The following is an 18,646-nucleotide window of genomic DNA, read 5'->3' as shown; positions in this document are numbered from 1 at the left end:
CCGCCGGTCAGGCGACCGGCTCCAGGGTGCGCTGCGGCTGGGCGTCGGCCGGGGTGGCCGTCGCCTTGCGCCGCCTCGGGATGAGCACCGCGGCGACCGCCGCGAGGCCGACCGCGACCGCGCCGACCCACAGTGCGGGCACCAGGCCGTCCACGTAGCGGCCGGCGGACTCGTAGCCGCCCTGGGAGGAGAAGACGGAGGCGAGGATCGCGACGCCGAGGGCGCCGCCGAGCTCACGGAAGGCGTTGTTGGCGCCGGAGGCGATGCCCTGTTCCTCGGGGCGGACGCTGGACATCACGACGTTGGCGGTGGGGCCGAAGTACATCGCCATCCCGATACCGCTGATGATCAGCGCGGGCAGCTGGGCCGTGTAGGAGACGTCCGTCGTGACCACGAGGGCGAAGAGCGCGAGGCCCACGGCCTGGAGCGCCAGCCCGGCGGCGATGATCGGGCGGCCGCCGATGCGGTCGGAGAGGATGCCCGCGATGGGCGAGACGATCATCGGCATGGCCGTCCAGGGGAGCATCCGGACGCCGGCTTCCATCGGCGAGTAGCCGGACACGTTCTGCATGAACTGGCTGAGCAGGAAGATCGAGCCGAACATGCCCAGGAACATCAGCAGGCTGGCCGCGTTCACCGCGCTGAAGGCGCGGTTGCGGAAGAGCCGCATCGGCAGGATGGGGTGCGCGGCACGGTTCTCGTAGGCGACGAAGGCGACTATGAGCGCGGCGCCAGCGATCAGCCCGGTCAGGACGGAGGGGCTGGTCCAGCCGTCGGCGTTGCCGCGGATGAGGGCGTAGACGATGCCGAAGAGGCCGGCGCTGGCGAGCGCGGTGCCGGGGACGTCCAGCCGGGAGTTCGGGCCGCGACTCTCGTTCAGGCGGAGCCGGGCGAGGGGCAGCAGGAGCAGCCCGATCGGCACGTTCAGCCAGAAGATCCACTGCCAGGAGAAGTGCTCGGTGAGGGTGCCGCCGATGAGCGGGCCGGTGGCCACGGCGAGACCGTTGACCGCGCTCCAGATGCCGAACGCCATACCGCGGCGCTCCGGTGCGACGGTGGCGGAGAGCAGGGTGAGGGTCAGCGGCATCATGATCGCGGCGCCGACGCCCTGGGCGGCGCGGGCGGCGATCAGCTCGCCCATACCGGGGGCGAGCGCGGCGGCGGCGGAGGCCGCGGTGAACAGCCCGAGGCCGACGGTGAAGAGCCGGCGGCGGCCGAACCGGTCGCCGAGGGCGGCGCCGAACATCAGGAGGACCGCGAAGGTGAGGGTGTAGGCGCTCACCGTCCATTCGAGGTCTTCGAGCGCCCCGCCGAGGTCCTTGCGGATGGAGGGCAGCGCGGTGGTGACAACGAGGTTGTCGAGGCTCGCCATGAAGCCGGCGAGGCTGGTGATGATCAGGGCCCATACGGCGGTACCGCGCCGGGGTCCCTTCTCCTGTCCTGCCTCTTGCTGCTGGTGCTCCTGCTCCTGCATGACCCCTCCCGGGGATTAGTTATCAGTCACTAACTTCTGTGGGTACACGTGTGCGGCGATCTGCGCTGATCTTCTGCTGTCCGCCGGGGGTCCGGCGATCCCGGGGGTCCAGGAGGTCCAGAGGGGTCAGGCGGCCGGCCCTGCCGGATCAGCCGGCCCTGCCGACTTGTTCGACTCGGCCGACTCCGCCTGCTCGGTCGACTCGTCGAACGGGAAGCCCAACCAGCAGCGGTCGTCCGAGGGGATCCCCAGCGACACCAGCGTGTTGATCAGCATCCCCGTCGAGAAGAACTTGTTCATCCACTCGTCGTCGAGACCGGTGCGGGCGCGCACCATGTCCCACATGTCGAGCCACCGGCGGCGGACCAGCTCGGCCACGTCACCGTCGCCCGACGCCGCGGCGGCGACGTAGAGCTGCATCTGCATGAGCAGGACATCACGGTCCTCCTCGATCATCTCGCCGTAGGCCTGCCCCATGGCCTCCAGCGCGCCCTCCCCCTCCAGGCCCTCCGCGGCCTGCTCGAAGGTGGCGATGGTGCGGTCGAAGCAGCGGTTCGCGGCGGCTTTGAACAGATCCACCTTGGTGGGGAACAGCCGGAACAGATACGGCTGCGAGACCCCGACCCGGCGGGCGATCGCTTCCGTGGACGTTCCGAAATAACCGCCCTTGGCGAACTCGGTCATCGCGGCGCGAGTGACACTCTCGCGCCGGTCCTCCGCGCTCATCCGCATGCTCGTCTTCGCCATGTCTCTAAGGTAGTGACCACTAACTAACTTCGTCAAGCGGGAAACGGGAGGACTTCCTTTCCGAGGAAGCCCTCCCGTTCCGGCGCGTGTTCAGGCCAGTCGGACGACGGCGCGGGACAGGCCCAGCACCTTCTGGCCGGCGGCGGTGGCCACCAGGTCAACGCGGACCGTGCGGGCCTCGTCGTCCAGCTTGACCGCGACCTTGGCCGAGACCTCGATCACCGCGCCCTTGTCGTCGTCCGGGACAACGACGGGCTTGGTGAACCGGACGCCGTACTCGGCGACCGCACCCGGGTCGCCGACCCAGTCGGTGACCACACGGATCGCGGCGGCCATCGTGAACATGCCGTGCGCGATGACGTCCGGCAGTCCGACCTCCTTCGCGAACCGCTCGTTCCAGTGGATCGGGTTGAAGTCACCGGACGCACCCGCGTACCGCACGAGCGTGGCGCGGCTCACAGGAAACGTCTGCGCCGGGAGCTCGGTGCCGACCTCGACCTCGTCGTAGGAGATCTTCGCTGTCATCCGGATCACACCCCTTCCTGCGCGCGGGCCACGAGCATCGTGTACGCCGTCACGACATGCTCACCGTTCTCGTCGTGCACCTCACCACGGACCGACAGGACGTCGTTCCCCGCGAGGGACTTGATCGAATCGATGTGCGAGACGACCGTGAGCCGGTCCCCGGCACGCACCGGGCGCGAGTGGACGAACCGCTGGTCGCCGTGGACCACCCGGCTGTAGTCCAGCCCCAACTCGGGGTCCTGCACGACCAGGCCGGCCGCCTTGAACGTGATCGAGAACGCGAACGTCGGCGGCGCGATCACATCCGGGTGCCCGAGGGCCCTGGCGGCGTCGGGGTCGGTGTACGCGGGATTGAGGTCGCCCACCGCTTCGGCGAACTCGCGAATCTTCTCCCGGCCCACCTCATAGGGGGCGGTGGGCGGATAGCTCCGCCCGACGAAGGACTGGTCCAGTGCCATCGGTACCTCCGGCTACGGGATGCTGATCGGGGTGGCGGTCATCATCATGGCGGCCATGGTGACGACACTGACGTTCGGGGTGCTGACGTTCGGGGCGTGCTGACATCAGGGTGCTGACGCTCGAGGTGATCATGCCGCCTGCGGGCGGGCGGATCAACGCCACGAGGCCGCCCCCAAGAATGGGGACGGCCTCGTGGTGTGTTACGGCCTGTTGTTAGCGCGTTTCGCGGTGCGCGGTGTGCGCGTTACAGCGCGGGCAGTGCTTCTTCATCTCAAGACGGTCCGGGTCGTTACGCCGGTTCTTCTTGGTGATGTAGTTCCGCTCCTTGCACTCCACGCAGGCCAGCGTGATCTTCGGGCGGACGTCGGTGGCGGCCACGTGAGTGCTCCTTGACGAACGGATGGGTATATGAACACAACGAGAGTAGCCGATTGAAGGACTAAACCCACAATCGACTACGACTACGCAGGGTAGCGGTGACCGGACTTGAACCGGTGACACAGCGATTATGAGCCGCTTGCTCTACCAACTGAGCTACACCGCTGCGATGAACTGACCCCCACCAAGCGGTGGATGGCCGATCCATCAGAGCCCCAATGCGGAATCGAACCGCAGACCTTCTCCTTACCATGGAGACGCTCTACCGACTGAGCTATTGGGGCGAGCGAGGAAGACATTACACGGTCCGCAGCCGAAGGTGAAATCCATATCTCACGACACACTTCGGGCTCTTCCGTCGCTCTTCAGGAGCCCGTCCGGAGCACCTTCCGACCCCTTCCGAGCGCGCCACGAGGCTCCCCCGAGGACCCCGCGAGACAGCCTCGATCGACCACGCCAGTACGACTATTGGCCTCCTCCCGGACCCTGCGTGAGCTGCCCCATAGGCTCGCCCCGTCCCTGCGTGATCTTGCCTCCCACCCGAGAGCCGCAGTACCGGAGGAGCGCGATGACCGAGAACCAGCGCGGCACCGCCGCCGAGACCACCACGCTGCTGCTGTGTGGTGCGCATCTCACCGACGGCCGCACGGTCGACGTGCGGCTGAGCGGCACCCGTATCGAAGCCGTCGGCACCGCCGGCAGTCTCACCGCCGCCCCCGACCACAGCGACGCCGACGGAACCCGCATCGACCTGCGCGGCTACCTCCTGCTGCCCGCACCCGCCGAACCGCACGCCCACCTCGACGGCGCCCTCACCGCCGACGCGAGCGTCGCCTCGGGGCCACCCTCGTACGAACCCGAGGACGTGCAGCGGCGCGTCACCGAGGCCGCGCTCCTCCAACTCGGCCATGGCGCAACGGCGATCCGCACCCACGTCCGGATCGGCGACATCCAGGGACTCGGCACCCTCGCCGCCGTGCTCCAGGCCCGCCGCGCGCTGCGCGGGCTCGTCGATCTGCACGCCGTCGCCGTCCCCCGCCTCCTCACCGGCGTGGCCGGCGCCGACGGGCTCTCCGCGCTGCGCGACGCACTCAAGATGGGCGCCGGCGTCGTCGGCGGCTGCCCCGACCTCGACCCGGACCCGAGCGGCTATGCAGAGGCCGTCCTCGCCGTCGCGGCCGAATTCGGCCTCCCCGTGGACCTGCACACGCAGGGTGACGATCCGGCCCGGCTGGCCCGGCTCGCCGCCATGGCCGGCGGACTGCGCCCCGGCGTCGTCATCGGCCCCTGCAACGGCCTCGCCCGCCTCCCGCAGGCCGCCGCCGCCCGCGCCGCGGGCCAGCTCTCCGCGGCCGGCGTCTCCGTGGTGGCCCTGCCGCAGGGCGGCTGCGGCGCGCTGGAGTCCTCCCGGCGCGGCGCCGCGGGGCTGCTCGCCCCGGTACGCGAACTGCGCGCGGCCGGCGTACGGGTCGCGGCGGGCAGCGGCTCGCTGCGCGACCTGGCCAACCCCGTCGGACGCGGCGACCCCCTGGAGGCCGCCTTCCTCCTCACCTCCTACGGCGAATGCGGCGCGGCGGACGCCTACGACGCGGTCAGCGGCCAGGCACGGGCGGTCCTGGGGCTGCCCGAGGTCCGGGTGGAGGCGGGCTTCCCCGCCGAACTGCTCGCCGTACGCGGGGAACGGATCGAGGGCGTGCTCTCCCTCGCGTACAGCCGCATCGTCATCCACCGCGGCCGGGTGGTCTCCCGCACCAGCGCCGTCCGCGAGTACTGCGACTCGGCGACCACCGCCGCCCTCGACCTGCCCCGCCAGTCACGGAGCGACGGCGGCCTCGCCTGAGGCCTTCTGACGATGCGCCAGCCCCACGGGGCAGGCCGCCGTCGCGAGCGCGGCAGACGCTTCCGGGCGTCACCCGATGGTGATCCGTTCACGCCGTGCACGCGCGCGGGACGCCCGGCGGGCGTAGCGTCGCAATCATGCGCATTGTGATCGCAGGTGGACATGGAAAGATCGCGTTGCGGCTGGAGCGACTGCTCGCCGCCCGCGGAGACGACGTGGCGGGCATCATCCGCAAACCCGAGCAGGCCGACGACCTGCGGGCGGCCGGCGCCGAGCCGATCGTCTGCGATCTGGAGTCGGCCACCGTCGACGAGGTCGCGGCGGCCCTGCGCGGTGCGGACGCGGCCGTCTTCGCGGCGGGCGCGGGGCCGGGCAGCGGCCCGGAGCGCAAGCACTCCGTCGACCACGCCGCGGCCGTGCTCTTCGCCGACGCGGCCGAGCGGGCCGGCGCCCGCCGCTACATCATCGTCTCGTCGATGGGCGCGGGAGCCGAACCGGCCCCCGGCACCGACCCCGTCTTCGCCGAGTACCTGCGCGCCAAAACAGCGGCCGACGTCGACCTGAGCGCCCGCAAGGACCTCGACTGGACGATCCTGCGCCCCGGCGCCCTCACCGACGACGCCGGCACCGGCCGTCTCCAGCTGGCCGCCAAGACCGGCCGCGGCCCCATCCCCCGCGACGACGTGGCCGCCGTCCTCGCCGAACTCCTGGACACTCCGTCCACGGCCGGCCTCACCCTGGAAGTCATCTCGGGCCCCACCCCGGTCCCGGTCGCGGTAAAAGACATCTCCGGCAACTGACCCCGGGCGACCCTCACCCACCCCAACGAAGAAGGGTCCCCCGGTCTGCGTTTCCGCGGTCCGGGGGACCCTTCTTTACCGTGGCGGCGCCAGGGTTCGAACCTGGGTAGGCTGAGCCGGCAGATTTACAGTCTGCTCCCTTTGGCCACTCGGGCACACCGCCAGGGAAGCCGCCGCAGGTCACTTTTGAGGGTGGTCTGTGGCAACGACGTAAACGATACCTGATGCGCGGGGGTGGTTCGCCACCTGATGGATCAGTGTTCGGGGCGGGTGCGGTGGCTAGGCTGGGAGGGCGGCCCGGGGACGGGTCGCGGTACTGACGGATCACAGCCAAGGAGCCAACTCAAGATGGCCGACTCCAGTTTCGACATCGTCTCGAAGGTCGAGCGGCAGGAGGTCGACAACGCCCTCAACCAGGCCGCGAAGGAAATCTCGCAGCGCTACGACTTCAAGAACGTCGGGGCCTCGATCGACTGGTCGGGCGAGAAGATTCTGATGCAGGCGAACTCGGAGGAGCGCGTCAAGGCGATCCTCGACGTTTTCGAGACCAAGCTGGTCAAGCGGGGTATCTCGCTCAAGTCGCTGGACGCCGGCGAGCCGCAGCTCTCCGGCAAGGAGTACAAGATCTTCGCCTCGATCGAGGAGGGGATTTCGCAGGACAACGCCAAGAAGGTCGCGAAGATCATCCGCGATGAGGGCCCGAAGGGCATCAAGGCGCAGGTCCAGGGCGACGAGCTGCGGGTCAGCTCGAAGAGCCGGGACGATCTGCAGGCCGTTCAGGCGCTGCTGAAGGGCAAGGACTTCGACTTCGCTCTGCAGTACGTGAACTACCGCTGACCCGTTGGGGGAAGCGGTGGAGTGGTGAAGTGGATGAGGGCGGCCGCCGGGACAACCCCGGTTGCCGCCCTCACCGCGTTCCGGAGCCGCGGTTCACCGGTGGGCCCTGCCGGACGGCGCGGGGGGAGGCGCCGAGTTCTCGGCGGCAGGCCTTGTTGAAGGCCTGGAGGTCCGCGATGCCGACCGAGGTGGCGACGGCGGGGATGGAGAGCGTCGACTCCACGAGCAGATGCCGGGCGCGTTCCAGGCGGCGGCGCCGGATGTAGGTGACGACCGTGTCGCCGGTCGCGGCGCGGAACAGCCGGGTGAGGTGGTTGTGCGAGACGCCGGCCGCGCGGGCGACGCCGGGGACCGTCAGCGGGTCGGCGAGGTGCGACTCGATGTGCGCGATGGCGGCGGCCACGGCGGGGTGCGGGCCGTCGGACGCGGCGGGGGCCGTGAGGTGGGCGACGCGCCACAGGACGGCCCAGATCTCGGCCGCCGTCCTGGCGGGGCTGCCGGGCTGGGCGGCCACGGCCTGCAGCATCAGGGCGGAGAGCATGGGCAGTTGTGCGCCCGCGTCCTGGATGACGGGGACGCTGCGGGGCTCGCCCGCCTCCGGGATGCGCAGATGGGCGTAGAGGTGCTCGGAGCGGCCGCGGTAGCGGTATCTGACGGTCGCGCCGGGCGGGACGAGGCTGACGCGGCCGGGCCGGATGGCGTGCGGGGTGCCGTCGACGGTGAGATCGGCCGTGTAGCGGTAGAGGTGCAGCTGCCACAGGTCGGGGAGCCGGAAGACATCGGTGTGGCCGGCGGGGCCGTGGACACCGACTCCGAGGTTCACCACCCGAGGTGGCTCGTCGAGGTGGAGAGCGACGGCATCCATGGTGAAAACGTACCAGTAGTGGTGAGTGTGACCCACGCGCTGCCAGGGGTTTCCTTCCTACCGTTGGCGCATGGAAACCAGCACGGAAGCCAGCATGGAAACCAGCACGGAAGCCAGCACTGAGAACAGGGGCCTGTTGAGCTCCGTCCAGATGGCGCACTTCGTGGCGCACGGCTCGCTGCGCATGGACGCGGTCGTACCCGAGGAGATGAACGAGCGGGCGATGGGCGTCCTGGCGGCCGGAATACCGGAGGTGCCGTACGGGACGCCGCTGGAGGAGGCGTACGAGCGCGGGTCCTTCGCCCGCGACCTCGTCGAACTCCCGGTGGTGGCCGACGCGTTGCGCAGCCTCGTGGGCCCCGGGCCGACCGTCGACCATCACGCGGTGCACATCCGCCGGCCCCGGGACGGGCAGGCGCAGCCGCTGCACGCCGACGCGATCATCGACGTACGGCCGGACGCGTTCGACGTACAGCTCATGTACTACCCGCATCCGGTGACGCTGGAGATGGGCGGCACGCTGAGCGTGCCCGGCAGCCATCTGCGGCGCACCAACGAGAGCGACACCGGCCGCTACCAGAACCTCCGCGGGCAGACGCGGCTGGTGTGCCCGGCCGGGACCGTGGTGTTCCTGCACCACGGCATCTGGCACGGCGGACGGCGCAACGACAGCGACGCCGCGCGCTACATGTTCAAGATCCGGTTCAACCCGACGGTGCGGCAGCTGCGGCTGTGGGACACCGGCGATCTCGCCGACCCGGCGGTCGCCGCCGAGCTGGGCACGCGCTTCCCCTGGTACGAAGCGGCCGCCGCCCGGCTGGAGTTCCACAACCGGATCAAGCTGTGGCGGGCGCTGACCGGCGACAGCACGTACGACCTGGACCACTGGATGACGCGGGTCGCCAACCGGCCGCAGCGCGTCGTCCCCGCGCACTTGAGGAGCGAGGCATGAGCACCACCTTCGACCCCACCTTCGACCCCACCATGGGCGCCACCAGCACGCTGCGGCAGCGGGTACTGGTGCTGTACCTGGCCACGTCGGCGCTGGACTCCCAGGTCGTGGGGTGGTCCGCCTACGACGGGACCGGCGCGACGTCGCCGACGACCGGGGACAGCGACGAACCGCCGTACGGGACGGGGGTGGCCGCGCTGTGCGACGGCTGGCGGCTGTTCCAGGCGGCGCAGCTGATCCCGCCGTATCCCGGGCACGAGTACGACACCTCGTTCCTCAAGCACGAGTTCTTCTTCGAGAAGCTCGTCGACACCGCCGGCCAGGACGGCTGAGAAAACCGAGGAGGCCGGGGCGATCGCTCAGCGTGTGGCGAACGGCCGGTCGGTGGGGACGATCTCCCGGCCGAGCGGGACCAGCGAGAGCGGGATCATCTTGAAGTTCGCGATGCCGAACGGGATGCCGATGATCGTCAGGCACAGGGCGATCCCGGTCACGATGTGGCCCAGCGCCAGCCACCAGCCGGCGAAGACGATCCAGATGATGTTGCCGATGAGGGAGCCCGCACCGGCGTCGTGCCGTTCGACGGTGGTGCGGCCGAAGGGCCACAGGGCGTAGTTGGCGATCCGGAAGGAGGCCACGCCCCACGGGATCGTGATGATGAGGATGCAGCAGACCAGGCCGGCGACGGCATAGGCCATCGCCATCCAGATACCGCAGAGCACGAGCCAGATGATGTTCAGGATCGTCTTCATGGGCGGTGTCCTGCCATCTGTTCGAGGCGCGCGATGCGCTCGGCCATCGGGGGGTGGGTGGAGAACAGTTTCGACGTGGTGCCGGGCCGGAACGGGTTCGCGATCATCATATGGCTGGCGGTCTCGAGGCGCGGCTCAGGCGGCAGCGGCAGCTGCTTGGTGCCCGCGTCCAGCTTGCGCAGCGCGCTGGCGAGGGCGAGGGGGTCGCCGGTGAGGCGGGCGCCGGAGGCGTCGGCCTCGTACTCGCGGGAGCGGCTGACGGCGAGCTGGATGACGGAGGCGGCCAGCGGGCCGAGGATCATCAGCAGCAGCATGCCGAGGATGCCGGGGCCCTCGTCGTCGTTGGACCGGCCGACGGGGATCAGCCAGGCGAAGTTGACGAGGAACATGACGACGGAGGCGAGCGCGCCGGCGACCGACGAGATGAGGATGTCGCGGTTGTAGACATGGCTCAGCTCGTGGCCGATCACGCCGCGCAGCTCGCGTTCGTCGAGGATCTGCAGGATGCCGTCGGTGCAGCAGACCGCCGCGTTGCGCGGATTGCGCCCGGTGGCGAAGGCGTTGGGCGCTTCGGTGGGTGAGATGTACAGCCGCGGCATGGGCTGGCGCGCCTCCGTGGAGAGTTCGCGGACCATGCGGTAGAGCGCGGGGGCCTCGAACTCGCTGACGGGGCGGGCACGCATCGCGCGTAGAGCCAGCTTGTCGCTGTTCCAGTACGCGTAGGCGTTGGTGCCGATCGCGATGACGAGCGCGACGATGAGCCCCGTCCGGCCGAAGAAGCTGCCGATGACGAGGATGAGTGCGGACAGACCGCCGAGGAGTACGGCGGTCTTCAGCCCATTGTGCCGGCGGTGCACGGTGCGCCCTCCAAGGTGTGCGGCGGGGGAACCTTCTCCCCTCTTAGGAGAACCTCCTGTACTGGTCAACGCCACCGGAAGGCCGCTAGTTCCCTTGTGCACACGCCCCGGGCGGGGTCAGAGCAGCGCCCCCGAGGCGTAGCGGAGGACCAGCTGGGGGACGCCGGAGAGCACGATGCCGGCGACCGCGGTGAGGGCGATGGCGGCGGTGAGCGGGGCGGGCGTCCGGGTGGCGGGCACCGCCACGGCGACCGCACCGGCAACCGCTCCGGAGACCGTTCCGGTGCCTTCCGCCGCGCCCGGGTCCGGCGCCGGCCCGGCCGCCGGCTTCGCGAACAGGAGCGCGGTCCAGCGCAGGTAGTAGACGAGCGCGATGACCACGTTGACGGCCATGACGACGGCCAGCCAGGCAGGTCCCGTACCGACGATCGACGAGAAGACCGCGACCTTGGCGAAGAGTCCGATGACGCCCGGCGGCAGCCCGGCCAGGCATAGCAGGAAGAACGCCAGCGCGAGAGCCGTCAGCGGGCGGCTCGCGTAGAGCCCCCGGTAGTCGGTCAGGCGGTTGGCGGGGGCCCTTCGGGCGACGAGGGCGGCCACCGCGAAGGCACCGAGGTTCACGGCCGCGTACATCAGGGCGTACGCCACGGTGGTGCCGATCTGGTGCTGCGGGTCGTCGGAGTACGCGGCGGCCGCGATCGGCACCAGCAGATAGCCCGCCTGGCCGATGGAGGACCAGGCCAGCAGCCGGACCGCGCTGTGCGCGAACCCGGCGCGCTGGCGCAGCGCGGCGACGTTGCCGACCGTCATCGTCAGGGCGGCCAGTACGGCGACGACCGGGCCCCAGACGTCGGCGTACGGCTCGAACGCGATCACGGTGATGAGGATGAGGCCGGAGAAGCCCGCGGCCTTTCCGACGACCGAGAGGTACGCGGCGATCGGCAGCGGCGCGCCCACGTAGGTGTCGGGTACCCAGAAGTGGAAGGGCGCGGCGGCGAGCTTGAAGGCGAAGCCCACGAGGGTGAGGACCGCGCCGACCTTGGCGAGCGTCGCCAGCTGCGGCTGTACGTCGCCCAGACCGTCCGCGATCGACGCCACGTGGAGGGTGCCGGTGGCGGCGTACACGAAGCTGACGCCGAGCAGCGTGACGGCGGTCGCCGCCACGGAGGAGAGGAAGAACTTGAGCGCGGCCTCGGACGAGAGCCGGTCGCCGCGTTTGATGCCGACGAGCGCGAAGGCGGGCAGCGTCGTGACCTCCAGGGCGACGACCAGGGTCGCCAGGTCCCGGGAGGCGGGCAGCAGCGCGGCTCCGGCGGCCGAGGACAGCAGCAGGAACCAGTACTCGCCGGCCGGGTACTTCTCCATGTCGTGCATCGACAGCAGCGCCGTCAGCAGCGCGCCGCCGATGACGAGGAGCTGGATGACGACGGTGAAGTGGTCGGCCGCGTAGGAGCATTCGCCGGCGTCGGTGGTGAGGCAGAACGTCTTGCGGTGGCCGGCCCGGAGCGGGCCCAGGGCCAGCCCCGCCAGGGCGAGGCCGGCGATGGTGACCCAGCCCAGCAGGGCCTTCTTCTCCTTGGGGAGGAAGAGGTCGGCCACCAGGACGACGAGCGCGACGGCCGCGGGGATCGCCGCCGGGGCGATGGCGATCCAGTCCACGGACTGCACGAGGGAGCCGACGGCGTCCGCCGCGAGCGTTCCGGTCGCGTGGGAGGAGGCGTGGGAGCCGGTGACGGGGATGCTCATCAGCTGCCTCCGAGGAGCGAGCGCACGGCCGGGTCGGTGAGGCCGAGGAGGGCCGCGGGCCACAGGCCGGCGAGGACGGTGAGGGCGGCGAGCGGGGTCCAGGCGGCGAACTCGTAGCCGTGGACGTCGGACAGCACCGGCTGCCCGGACTCCGCGGTGCCCTTGTCCCCCATGCAGACGCGGCGCACGACGGCCAGCAGGTACGCGGCGGTGAGCAGGGTGCCGAACGCGGCGACCGCCGTGAACACCAGGTAGGTGGGGCGGCTGAGCCCGTCGGCGGGTTTGAAGGCGCCGAACATGGCGAGCATCTCGCCCCAGAAGCCGGCCAGCCCCGGCAGTCCGAGGGAGGCGACGGCGGCGAAGGCGAGCAGGCCGCCGAGGCGGGGGGCCCTGCCGTACAGGGCCGCGCCGTTCTCCCCGGTGAGGCGGTCGAGGTCGCTCGTTCCGTAGCGGTCCTTGATGGCGCCGACCAGGAAGAAGAGCAGGCCGGTGATGAGGCCGTGGGCGACGTTCGCGAAGAGCGCCCCGTTCACACCGGTCGGGGTGAGGGTCGCGATGCCGAGCAGCACGAAGCCCATGTGGCCGACGGAGGAGTAGGCGATGAGGCGCTTCAGGTCGCCACCGGCTCCCTTGCGGGCCAGTGCGAGGCAGGCGAGGGACCCGTAGACGATGCCGACGACGGCGAACGCGGCCAGGTAGGGCGCGAAGGTGTGCATGCCGTCCGGGGCGACGGGCAGCGCGATACGGACGAATCCGTAGGTGCCCATCTTGAGCATGACGCCGGCCAGCAGCACGGAGCCGACGGTGGGCGCGGCGGTGTGGGCGTCCGGGAGCCAGCTGTGCAGCGGCCACATCGGGGCCTTGATCGCGAAGCCGATGCCGATGGCGAGGACGGCGAGCAACTGCGTGGAGTGACCGAGCGACGACCCGTTGTCAGTGGCGAGTGCCACCATGTCGAATGTGCCCGCTTTCACCCCGATGAGCAGCAGGCCGAGCAGCATGATCACGGAGCCGAGGAGGGTGTAGAGGATGAAGCGCAGCGAGGCGGCCTCGCGTCCGGCGCCGCCCCAGCGGGCGATGAGGAAGTACATCGGGATGAGGACGGTCTCGAAGGCCAGGAAGAAGAGCATCAGGTCCAGCACGGCGAAGGTGCTGAGGGTGCCCGCTTCGAGGACGAGGAGCAGGGCGACGAAGGCCTTGGGGGACGGGCCCGCGGGCCTTTTGAAGTAGCTGTAGAGCGCGCAGAGGAAGGTCAGCAGCGCGGTCAGGACGAGGAGGGGGAGCGAGATGCCGTCGACGCCGAGATGGATGTGGATGTTGAGGGCGGGGATCCACTTGAGGTCGGTGCTGGCCTGCATCGTCGCCGGGTGGTCGTGGTCGAAGCCGGCCGCGAGGACGATCGCGAGGATCAGTACGGCGCCGGTGACCGTGACGCCGTGGCGGAGCACGGCCTGGTCCGGGTTGCGTCCCCGGAGGCCGGGCGGCGCGGGGAGCAGGGCTCCGACGGCACCGAGCAGGGGCAGGACCACGATGCCTGCGAGCACGTACTGGAGGGCGGTGTCGTTCACGGCTCACGCTCCGACGGCGACGAGGACGGCGAGTACGACGGCACCGGCCAGCAGCGCGCTGAGATAGGTCTGGACATTTCCGGTCTGGGCGCGCCGGACGGCGGCGCCGAGCAGGCGCGGCGCCGCGCCCGCTCCCCGTACGTAGGTCTCGACGACCTCGCGGTCGAGGAAGCGGACGAGGTTCGCGGCGGCGAGCACCGGTCGGACGAAGAGCGCCGTGTAGACGGCGTCGAGGTGGAAGCCGCTCGCCGCGTGGCGGTGCAGGCGGCCGAGGAGCAGCCGGCCCGGGTCGGCCGGGTCGTCGGACGACGCGATGTCGCCGTAGACGGCGGTGTGCGCGGCGATGGCGGTCGCTTCCGCCTCGGCAGGCTCGGCGCCCGAGTCGGCGCCGATCGCGCCGAGCGGGGCGGCGGACCGGCGGGCGGCACCGGCCGTCCAGGCGCCATAGGTGACGAGGACGCCGACGAGGGCGAGGCCGATGCCGAGGACGGAGGTGAGGAGGGTCGGGGTGAGCTCGGTGCCGTCGAACCACTTCGGGAGGTCGAAGACCGACGGGACGAGGGCGATCATGCCGAACGCGACGCTGGGGACGGCGAGCACCCACAGGACGGCGTTCATGATCGCGGGCTCACGGCCGTGGTCGGCGGCGCGCGGCCCGCTGCCCCGGAAGGCGAGCAGGAAGAGCCGGGTGGCATAGCCGGCGGTGAGCACGGCGGTGATCAGCCCGGCGGCCAGCACGGTCCAGCCGACCGCCGACGGCACGCCGTCGGTGTGGCCGCCGGAGGCGTGCTCGGCGGCGCGCAGCACCGATTCCTTGGAGAAGAAACCGGAGAAGGGAGGCAGGGCGGCGAGCGCCGCCAGGGCGATGCCCATCGTCCACATGGCGTCCGGGGCGCGCTTGCCGAGGTCGCCCATACGGGACATCGCGGAGAGCGAGTTGGTGCCGGCCGCGTGGATGACCACGCCCGCGCCGAGGAAGAGCAGCGCCTTGAAGGCGCCGTGGGACAGGAGGTGGAAGACGGCGGCGCTGCGGTCGCCCACGGCGAGCGCGCCGGCCATGTAACCGAGCTGGCCGATCGTCGAATAGGCCAGTACCCGTTTGATGTCGTCCTGGGCGAGGGCCGCGAGACCCGAGCCGATCATGGTGACGGCGGCCATCACGGCGAGGACCACGAGCGCGGCCGCGCTGGCGGTGAAGACGGGCAGCAGCCGGGCGACGAGGTAGATGCCGGCCGCGACCATGGTCGCGGCGTGGATCAGCGCGGAGACCGGCGTCGGGCCGGCCATCGCGTCGGGCAGCCAGGTGTGCAGCGGGAATTGGGCGGACTTGCCCGCGACTCCGGCGAGCAGCAGCAGCGCGACGATCGTCGGGTGCTGGAGCTGGCCGTGGGTGGCGGCGGTGAGGATCCCGTTGATGCGGAAGGTGCCCGCGTCGGTGGCGAGCGCGAAGACGCCGATGATGAAGGGGACGTCGCCGAGCTTGGTGACGAGGAACGCCTTCATGGACGCCGCGCGGGCGACCTCGGTCTCCCAGTAGTGGCCGACCAGGAAGTACGAGCAGATGCCCATGATCTCCCAGCCGACCAGCAGCACCATCAGGTCGCCGGAGTAGACGACCAGGAACATGGCGGCGGTGAAGAGGGAGACCAGGGCGGCGTAGGAGGGGTAACGGGGATCGTCGCGCAGGTACGCCGTCGAGTAGAGCTGGACGCAGGTCGCCACGAGGCCGACGAGCACCGCGATCAGGACGGCGAAGCCGTCCAGGTGCAGGGCGAGGTCGATGGGGACCGAGCCGGTCGGGGTGAGCCGGGTCGCGGCGTCGGTGGGCGCGCCGCTGCCCTGCCGCACGGCGACGACCGCGGCCAGCACGAAGGCCGCCGCGGTCGGCAGTACGGCGAGCGGCCGGACGAATCCGGGGGCCCGCCTGCCCAGCAGCAGTCCGGCGGCCGCGCCGAGGAACGGGAGGATGGGGACCAGCGCGGCAAGGGTCGTGAGGGTCACGCGGTGGCCTCTGCCTTCTCGTCTGCCGCCGCGTCCGGCGTGCTGCCCGCGCCGGCCGGACCGGTTCCGGCGAGGCCGTTCTCGGCGAGGTCGGTGAGCCTGTCGACGTCGGAGCTGCCGCGGTTGCGGTAGACGAGCAGCACGATCGCCAGGCCGATGCCGATCTCGGCGGCGGCGATGGTGATGGTGAAGAGCGTCAGGGCCTGGCCGGCGTGCAGGGTGTCGCGGAGCCAGACGTCGAACGCGACGAGGTTGAGGTTGACCGCGTTCAGCATCAGCTCGACGGACATCAGGACGAGGATCGCGTTGCGGCGGCCGAGGACGCCGTAGAGCCCGATGGAGAAGAGGAGGACCGCGAGCACGGCGGGATAGGCGAGGTGCATCAGCTCTCCTTGTCCTGGTCCTGGTTCTTGCGGGACAGCACGATGGCACCGACCAGGGCGGCGAGCAGCAGCACCGACAGCGCCTCGAACGGCAGCACCCAGTGCTGGAAGAGGGTCTGCCCGGTGACCTTGGTGGAGCCCTGGACCGGACCGTCCAGCTCGATCCACGTGGTGCGGAACGCGTCGACGACCACCCAGACCAGGGTGATCGCGGAGGCGGCCGCCACCGTGACCGCGACCCAGCGGTTGTCGGAGTCCGCGTCCGGGGAGCGGCCGATGGGCGCCCGGGTGAGCATCAGCCCGAACAGGATCAGGACCACGACGGAACCGACGTAGATCAGCACCTGCACCCAGGCGATGAACTCCGCCGTCAGCAGCAGGTACTCGACGGCGAGCCCGCCGAGCGCGACCACCAGCCACAGCGCGGCGTGCACCAGCTGCTTGGTGGTGACGGAGATCAGGGCGGCGCCGAGGGTGGCGATACCGACGAGGACGAAGGCGATCTCGACCCCGGTCGGGGACAGGAATCCGGAAGGGGCCGCGGCGGCGGCTGCGAGGCTCATGCGCCGCTCTCCGGTGGTGCCTGCCCGGCCTGCCCGGCCTGTCCGGCCTGTCCGGCCTGTCCGGCCGACTGGGCCTGCGCCGCCTGTTCCGCCTGCTGCGCGGCGATGAGCTTGTCCGCCGCCTTGCGGGCGGCGGCGATCTCCTTGGGCTCCTCGGCACCGGGGTCGAGCGCGGGCGGGGCCGGCACCGTCCACATCCAGTCGCGGAGCTTGTCGCGCTCATGGGTCAGTTCGAGGATGTCGGTCTCGGCGTACTCGAACTCCGGCGTCCAGAACAGCGCGTCGAAGGGGCACACCTCGATGCAGATCCCGCAGTACATGCAGAGCGAGAAGTCGATGGCGAAGCGGTCGAGCACATTGCGGCTGCGCTCCCGCCCGCCGGGCGCGGTGGCGGGCGTCGTCTCCTTGTGGGAGTCGATGTAGATGCACCAGTCGGGGCACTCGCGCGCGCACAGCATGCAGACCGTGCAGTTCTCCTCGAACAGCGCGATGACGCCGCGGCTGCGCGGCGGCAGATCGGGCTGCACGTCGGGGTACTGCGCGGTGACGGAACGGCGCGTCATCGCCTTGAGGGTGACGGCAAGGCCTTTGGCCAAGCCGTGGCCGGGAAATCGAGAGGAGCTCCCGGAGGGAGTCGTTGGAAGGGCGGGGGTGGGAGACGGGTGGGCCACTACGAGATCACCACCTTGACGACGCCGGTGAGCGCGATCTGCGCCAGGGCGAGCGGAATGAGGACGGTCCAGGCGAGCTTCTGCAGCTGGTCCTCACGCAGCCGCGGATACGTGACCCGGAGCCAGATGACGACGAAGGCGAGCACCGCGGTCTTGAGCAGCGTCCACACCCAGCCGACGCTGTCGGCCCACGGACCGTGCCAACCGCCGAGGAAGAGAACGGTGGTCAGCCCGCACAGCACGACGATGCCCGCGTACTCCGCGAGCAGGAACAGCGCGAAGCGCAGACCCGTGTACTCGGTGTACGCACCGAAGATGATCTCCGAGTCGGCGACCGGCATGTCGAACGGCGGGCGCTGCAGTTCGGCCAGGCCCGCGATGAAGAAGACGAGGGCGCCGACGATCTGCCACGGCGTCCACCACCACTGGTACGCGTCGACGATCCCGGGGAGCGAGAGCGTGCCCGCCGCCATCGCGACGGAGGCCGCCGCCAGCAGCATCGGCAGTTCGTAGGCCATCAGCTGCGCGGCCGTACGCAACCCGCCGAGCAGCGAGAACTTGTTGGCCGACGCCCAGCCGGCCATCAGCGACCCCAGGACCCCGACGCCCATCACCGCGAGCACGAAGAACAGCCCCGCGTCGATGGCCTGTCCCACGAAACCGTTCGGGCCGACCGGAATGGCGATGAGCACCAGGAGATAGGGAAGCAGCGCGACGGCCGGCGCCAGCTGGAAGATCCGCCGGTCGGCCTCGGCCGGGACGATGTCCTCCTTCTGCGCGAACTTCACCCCGTCGGCGACCAGCTGGGCCCACCCGTGGAAGCCGCCCGCGTACATCGGGCCGAGCCGGCCCTGCATATGGGCCATCACCTTGTGCTCGGCCTGGCCGACGAGGAGCGGGAACGTGAGGAAGACGACGAGAACGGCGACGAGCCGCAGCGCGACATCGAGGATGTCGTTCACGGGGTCGGTCCTCCCTCGGTGTCGGGGGTCTCCGGCGGGGTGGCCGGGGCGGGTTGAACGGGCGGTGCGGGTTCGGCAGGCGGAGCGGTCTCCGTAGCCGGAGCCGGTTTCCCGACAGGCGCGGGTTTCTCCGTCGGCGGTGCCACCGGTGCGGGTTTCTCCGCCGGGGCCTGCTGCCACGGGGCGTCGGGCTGGTCGCTCGCCGGGCGGGGCCGGCGGGCCGGCCGCTCGGCGGCGGCACCCGCACCGGCAGCAGCCGCACCGCG

The 18,646-nt window shown here is 70.8% G+C and carries 20 protein-coding genes, 3 tRNA genes and 1 pseudogene; 5 read left to right on the top strand and 19 right to left on the bottom strand.

Going from position 1 to position 18,646, the window contains the following annotated elements; genetic code table 11:
• Positions 1-7 precede the first annotated feature (7 nt).
• From G3I60_RS27205 to G3I60_RS27175, 7 genes are all read right to left on the bottom strand, one after another.
• Positions 8-1,474 carry an MFS transporter gene (locus tag G3I60_RS27205; RefSeq protein WP_138352875.1) on the bottom strand — a complete coding sequence of 489 codons (1,467 nt, stop codon included), beginning with the start codon at positions 1,472-1,474 and terminating at the stop codon, positions 8-10.
• 126 nt (positions 1,475-1,600) lie between these two features.
• Positions 1,601-2,221 (bottom strand): TetR/AcrR family transcriptional regulator, encoded by a 621-nt coding sequence (locus tag G3I60_RS27200; protein ID WP_239070309.1) that lies wholly within the window; start codon positions 2,219-2,221, stop codon positions 1,601-1,603.
• 90 nt (positions 2,222-2,311) lie between these two features.
• Positions 2,312-2,746: a MaoC family dehydratase gene (locus tag G3I60_RS27195; RefSeq protein ID WP_138352874.1), complete on the bottom strand. Its 435-nt coding sequence runs from the start codon at positions 2,744-2,746 to the stop codon at positions 2,312-2,314.
• 5 nt (positions 2,747-2,751) lie between these two features.
• Positions 2,752-3,204: a MaoC family dehydratase N-terminal domain-containing protein gene (locus G3I60_RS27190; RefSeq protein WP_138352873.1), complete on the bottom strand. Its 453-nt coding sequence runs from the start codon at positions 3,202-3,204 to the stop codon at positions 2,752-2,754.
• 214 nt (positions 3,205-3,418) lie between these two features.
• Positions 3,419-3,583 (bottom strand): 50S ribosomal protein L33, encoded by a 165-nt coding sequence (gene rpmG, locus G3I60_RS27185; RefSeq protein ID WP_004571794.1) that lies wholly within the window; start codon positions 3,581-3,583, stop codon positions 3,419-3,421.
• A 93-nt stretch (positions 3,584-3,676) separates the two neighbouring features.
• A tRNA-Met gene (locus tag G3I60_RS27180) sits at positions 3,677-3,749 on the bottom strand.
• Between the two features lie 45 nt (positions 3,750-3,794).
• Positions 3,795-3,867: transfer RNA gene (locus G3I60_RS27175), tRNA-Thr, on the bottom strand.
• Positions 3,868-4,151: 284 nt separating this feature from the next.
• Between G3I60_RS27175 and G3I60_RS27170 the strand changes: the two genes are divergently transcribed.
• A complete protein-coding gene (locus G3I60_RS27170; RefSeq protein ID WP_164297299.1) occupies positions 4,152-5,423 on the top strand; it encodes an amidohydrolase family protein in 1,272 nt (423 codons plus the stop codon).
• Between the two features lie 137 nt (positions 5,424-5,560).
• The gene (locus G3I60_RS27165; protein WP_164607834.1) at positions 5,561-6,223 is read left to right on the top strand and encodes an NAD(P)H-binding protein; all 663 of its coding nucleotides are present in this window, start codon (positions 5,561-5,563) and stop codon (positions 6,221-6,223) included.
• Positions 6,224-6,304: 81 nt separating this feature from the next.
• Here the strand turns inward: G3I60_RS27165 and G3I60_RS27160 are convergent.
• A tRNA-Tyr gene (locus G3I60_RS27160) sits at positions 6,305-6,386 on the bottom strand.
• A 185-nt stretch (positions 6,387-6,571) separates the two neighbouring features.
• On the opposite strand from G3I60_RS27160, the gene G3I60_RS27155 reads away from it, so the two are divergent.
• A complete protein-coding gene (locus G3I60_RS27155) occupies positions 6,572-7,060 on the top strand; it encodes a YajQ family cyclic di-GMP-binding protein (RefSeq protein WP_138352869.1) in 489 nt (162 codons plus the stop codon).
• 70 nt (positions 7,061-7,130) lie between these two features.
• Here the strand turns inward: G3I60_RS27155 and G3I60_RS27150 are convergent, their stop codons facing one another.
• Positions 7,131-7,925 carry an AraC family transcriptional regulator gene (locus tag G3I60_RS27150; protein ID WP_138352868.1) on the bottom strand — a complete coding sequence of 265 codons (795 nt, stop codon included), beginning with the start codon at positions 7,923-7,925 and terminating at the stop codon, positions 7,131-7,133.
• 94 nt (positions 7,926-8,019) lie between these two features.
• Here G3I60_RS27150 and G3I60_RS27145 point away from each other — a divergent pair, with 94 nt between their 5' ends.
• Together G3I60_RS27145 and G3I60_RS27140 are read left to right on the top strand one after the other, a co-directional pair.
• Positions 8,020-8,877, top strand: a complete 858-nt coding sequence (locus tag G3I60_RS27145; RefSeq protein ID WP_203673974.1) for a phytanoyl-CoA dioxygenase family protein — start codon at positions 8,020-8,022, stop codon at positions 8,875-8,877.
• A gap of 32 nt (positions 8,878-8,909) precedes the next feature.
• Complete coding sequence (locus G3I60_RS27140) at positions 8,910-9,209, top strand: hypothetical protein (RefSeq protein WP_164297328.1); 300 nt, start codon at positions 8,910-8,912, stop codon at positions 9,207-9,209.
• Positions 9,210-9,236: 27 nt separating this feature from the next.
• On the opposite strand, the gene G3I60_RS27135 is transcribed toward G3I60_RS27140, so the two are convergent.
• The 10 genes and pseudogenes from G3I60_RS27135 to G3I60_RS46515 all read right to left on the bottom strand — a co-directional run.
• Positions 9,237-9,629, bottom strand: coding sequence for a YccF domain-containing protein (locus tag G3I60_RS27135; protein WP_164297295.1), 393 nt, complete (start codon positions 9,627-9,629; stop codon positions 9,237-9,239).
• A complete protein-coding gene (gene htpX, locus G3I60_RS27130) occupies positions 9,626-10,486 on the bottom strand; it encodes a zinc metalloprotease HtpX (protein WP_138352866.1) in 861 nt (286 codons plus the stop codon). The genes G3I60_RS27135 and htpX overlap by 4 nt, the downstream gene beginning before the upstream one ends.
• A gap of 117 nt (positions 10,487-10,603) precedes the next feature.
• The gene (locus tag G3I60_RS27125) at positions 10,604-12,232 is read right to left on the bottom strand and encodes an NADH-quinone oxidoreductase subunit N (protein ID WP_164607832.1); all 1,629 of its coding nucleotides are present in this window, start codon (positions 12,230-12,232) and stop codon (positions 10,604-10,606) included.
• On the bottom strand, positions 12,232-13,800 hold the full coding sequence (locus tag G3I60_RS27120; RefSeq protein WP_164607830.1) for an NADH-quinone oxidoreductase subunit M: 1,569 nt from the start codon (positions 13,798-13,800) through the stop codon (positions 12,232-12,234). Before G3I60_RS27120 ends, G3I60_RS27125 begins: the two co-directional genes overlap by 1 nt.
• Positions 13,801-13,803: 3 nt before the next feature.
• Complete coding sequence (locus G3I60_RS27115; protein WP_138352863.1) at positions 13,804-15,801, bottom strand: NADH-quinone oxidoreductase subunit L; 1,998 nt, start codon at positions 15,799-15,801, stop codon at positions 13,804-13,806.
• Positions 15,798-16,184 (bottom strand): NADH-quinone oxidoreductase subunit NuoK, encoded by a 387-nt coding sequence (nuoK, locus tag G3I60_RS27110; protein WP_138352862.1) that lies wholly within the window; start codon positions 16,182-16,184, stop codon positions 15,798-15,800. Before nuoK ends, G3I60_RS27115 begins: the two co-directional genes overlap by 4 nt.
• Positions 16,184-16,747, bottom strand: a complete 564-nt coding sequence (locus G3I60_RS27105) for an NADH-quinone oxidoreductase subunit J (RefSeq protein ID WP_164297290.1) — start codon at positions 16,745-16,747, stop codon at positions 16,184-16,186. Before G3I60_RS27105 ends, nuoK begins: the two co-directional genes overlap by 1 nt.
• The gene (locus tag G3I60_RS27100; RefSeq protein ID WP_164297288.1) at positions 16,744-17,310 is read right to left on the bottom strand and encodes a 4Fe-4S binding protein; all 567 of its coding nucleotides are present in this window, start codon (positions 17,308-17,310) and stop codon (positions 16,744-16,746) included. The genes G3I60_RS27105 and G3I60_RS27100 overlap by 4 nt, the downstream gene beginning before the upstream one ends.
• 107 nt (positions 17,311-17,417) lie before the next feature.
• A complete protein-coding gene (gene nuoH / locus G3I60_RS27095) occupies positions 17,418-18,380 on the bottom strand; it encodes an NADH-quinone oxidoreductase subunit NuoH (protein ID WP_138352859.1) in 963 nt (320 codons plus the stop codon).
• Positions 18,377-18,646, bottom strand: a pseudogene (locus G3I60_RS46515) (2-oxoglutarate dehydrogenase, E2 component, dihydrolipoamide succinyltransferase); the annotation flags it as partial. The pseudogene G3I60_RS46515 and the gene nuoH, both read right to left, overlap by 4 nt.

It is taken from the genome of Streptomyces sp. SID13666 (assembly GCF_010548325.1).
GTDB lineage: Bacteria > Actinomycetota > Actinomycetes > Streptomycetales > Streptomycetaceae > Actinacidiphila > Actinacidiphila fildesensis.
Note: the sequence above shows the minus strand (reverse complement) of the source record. Positions and strands in the feature narration are given on the sequence as shown.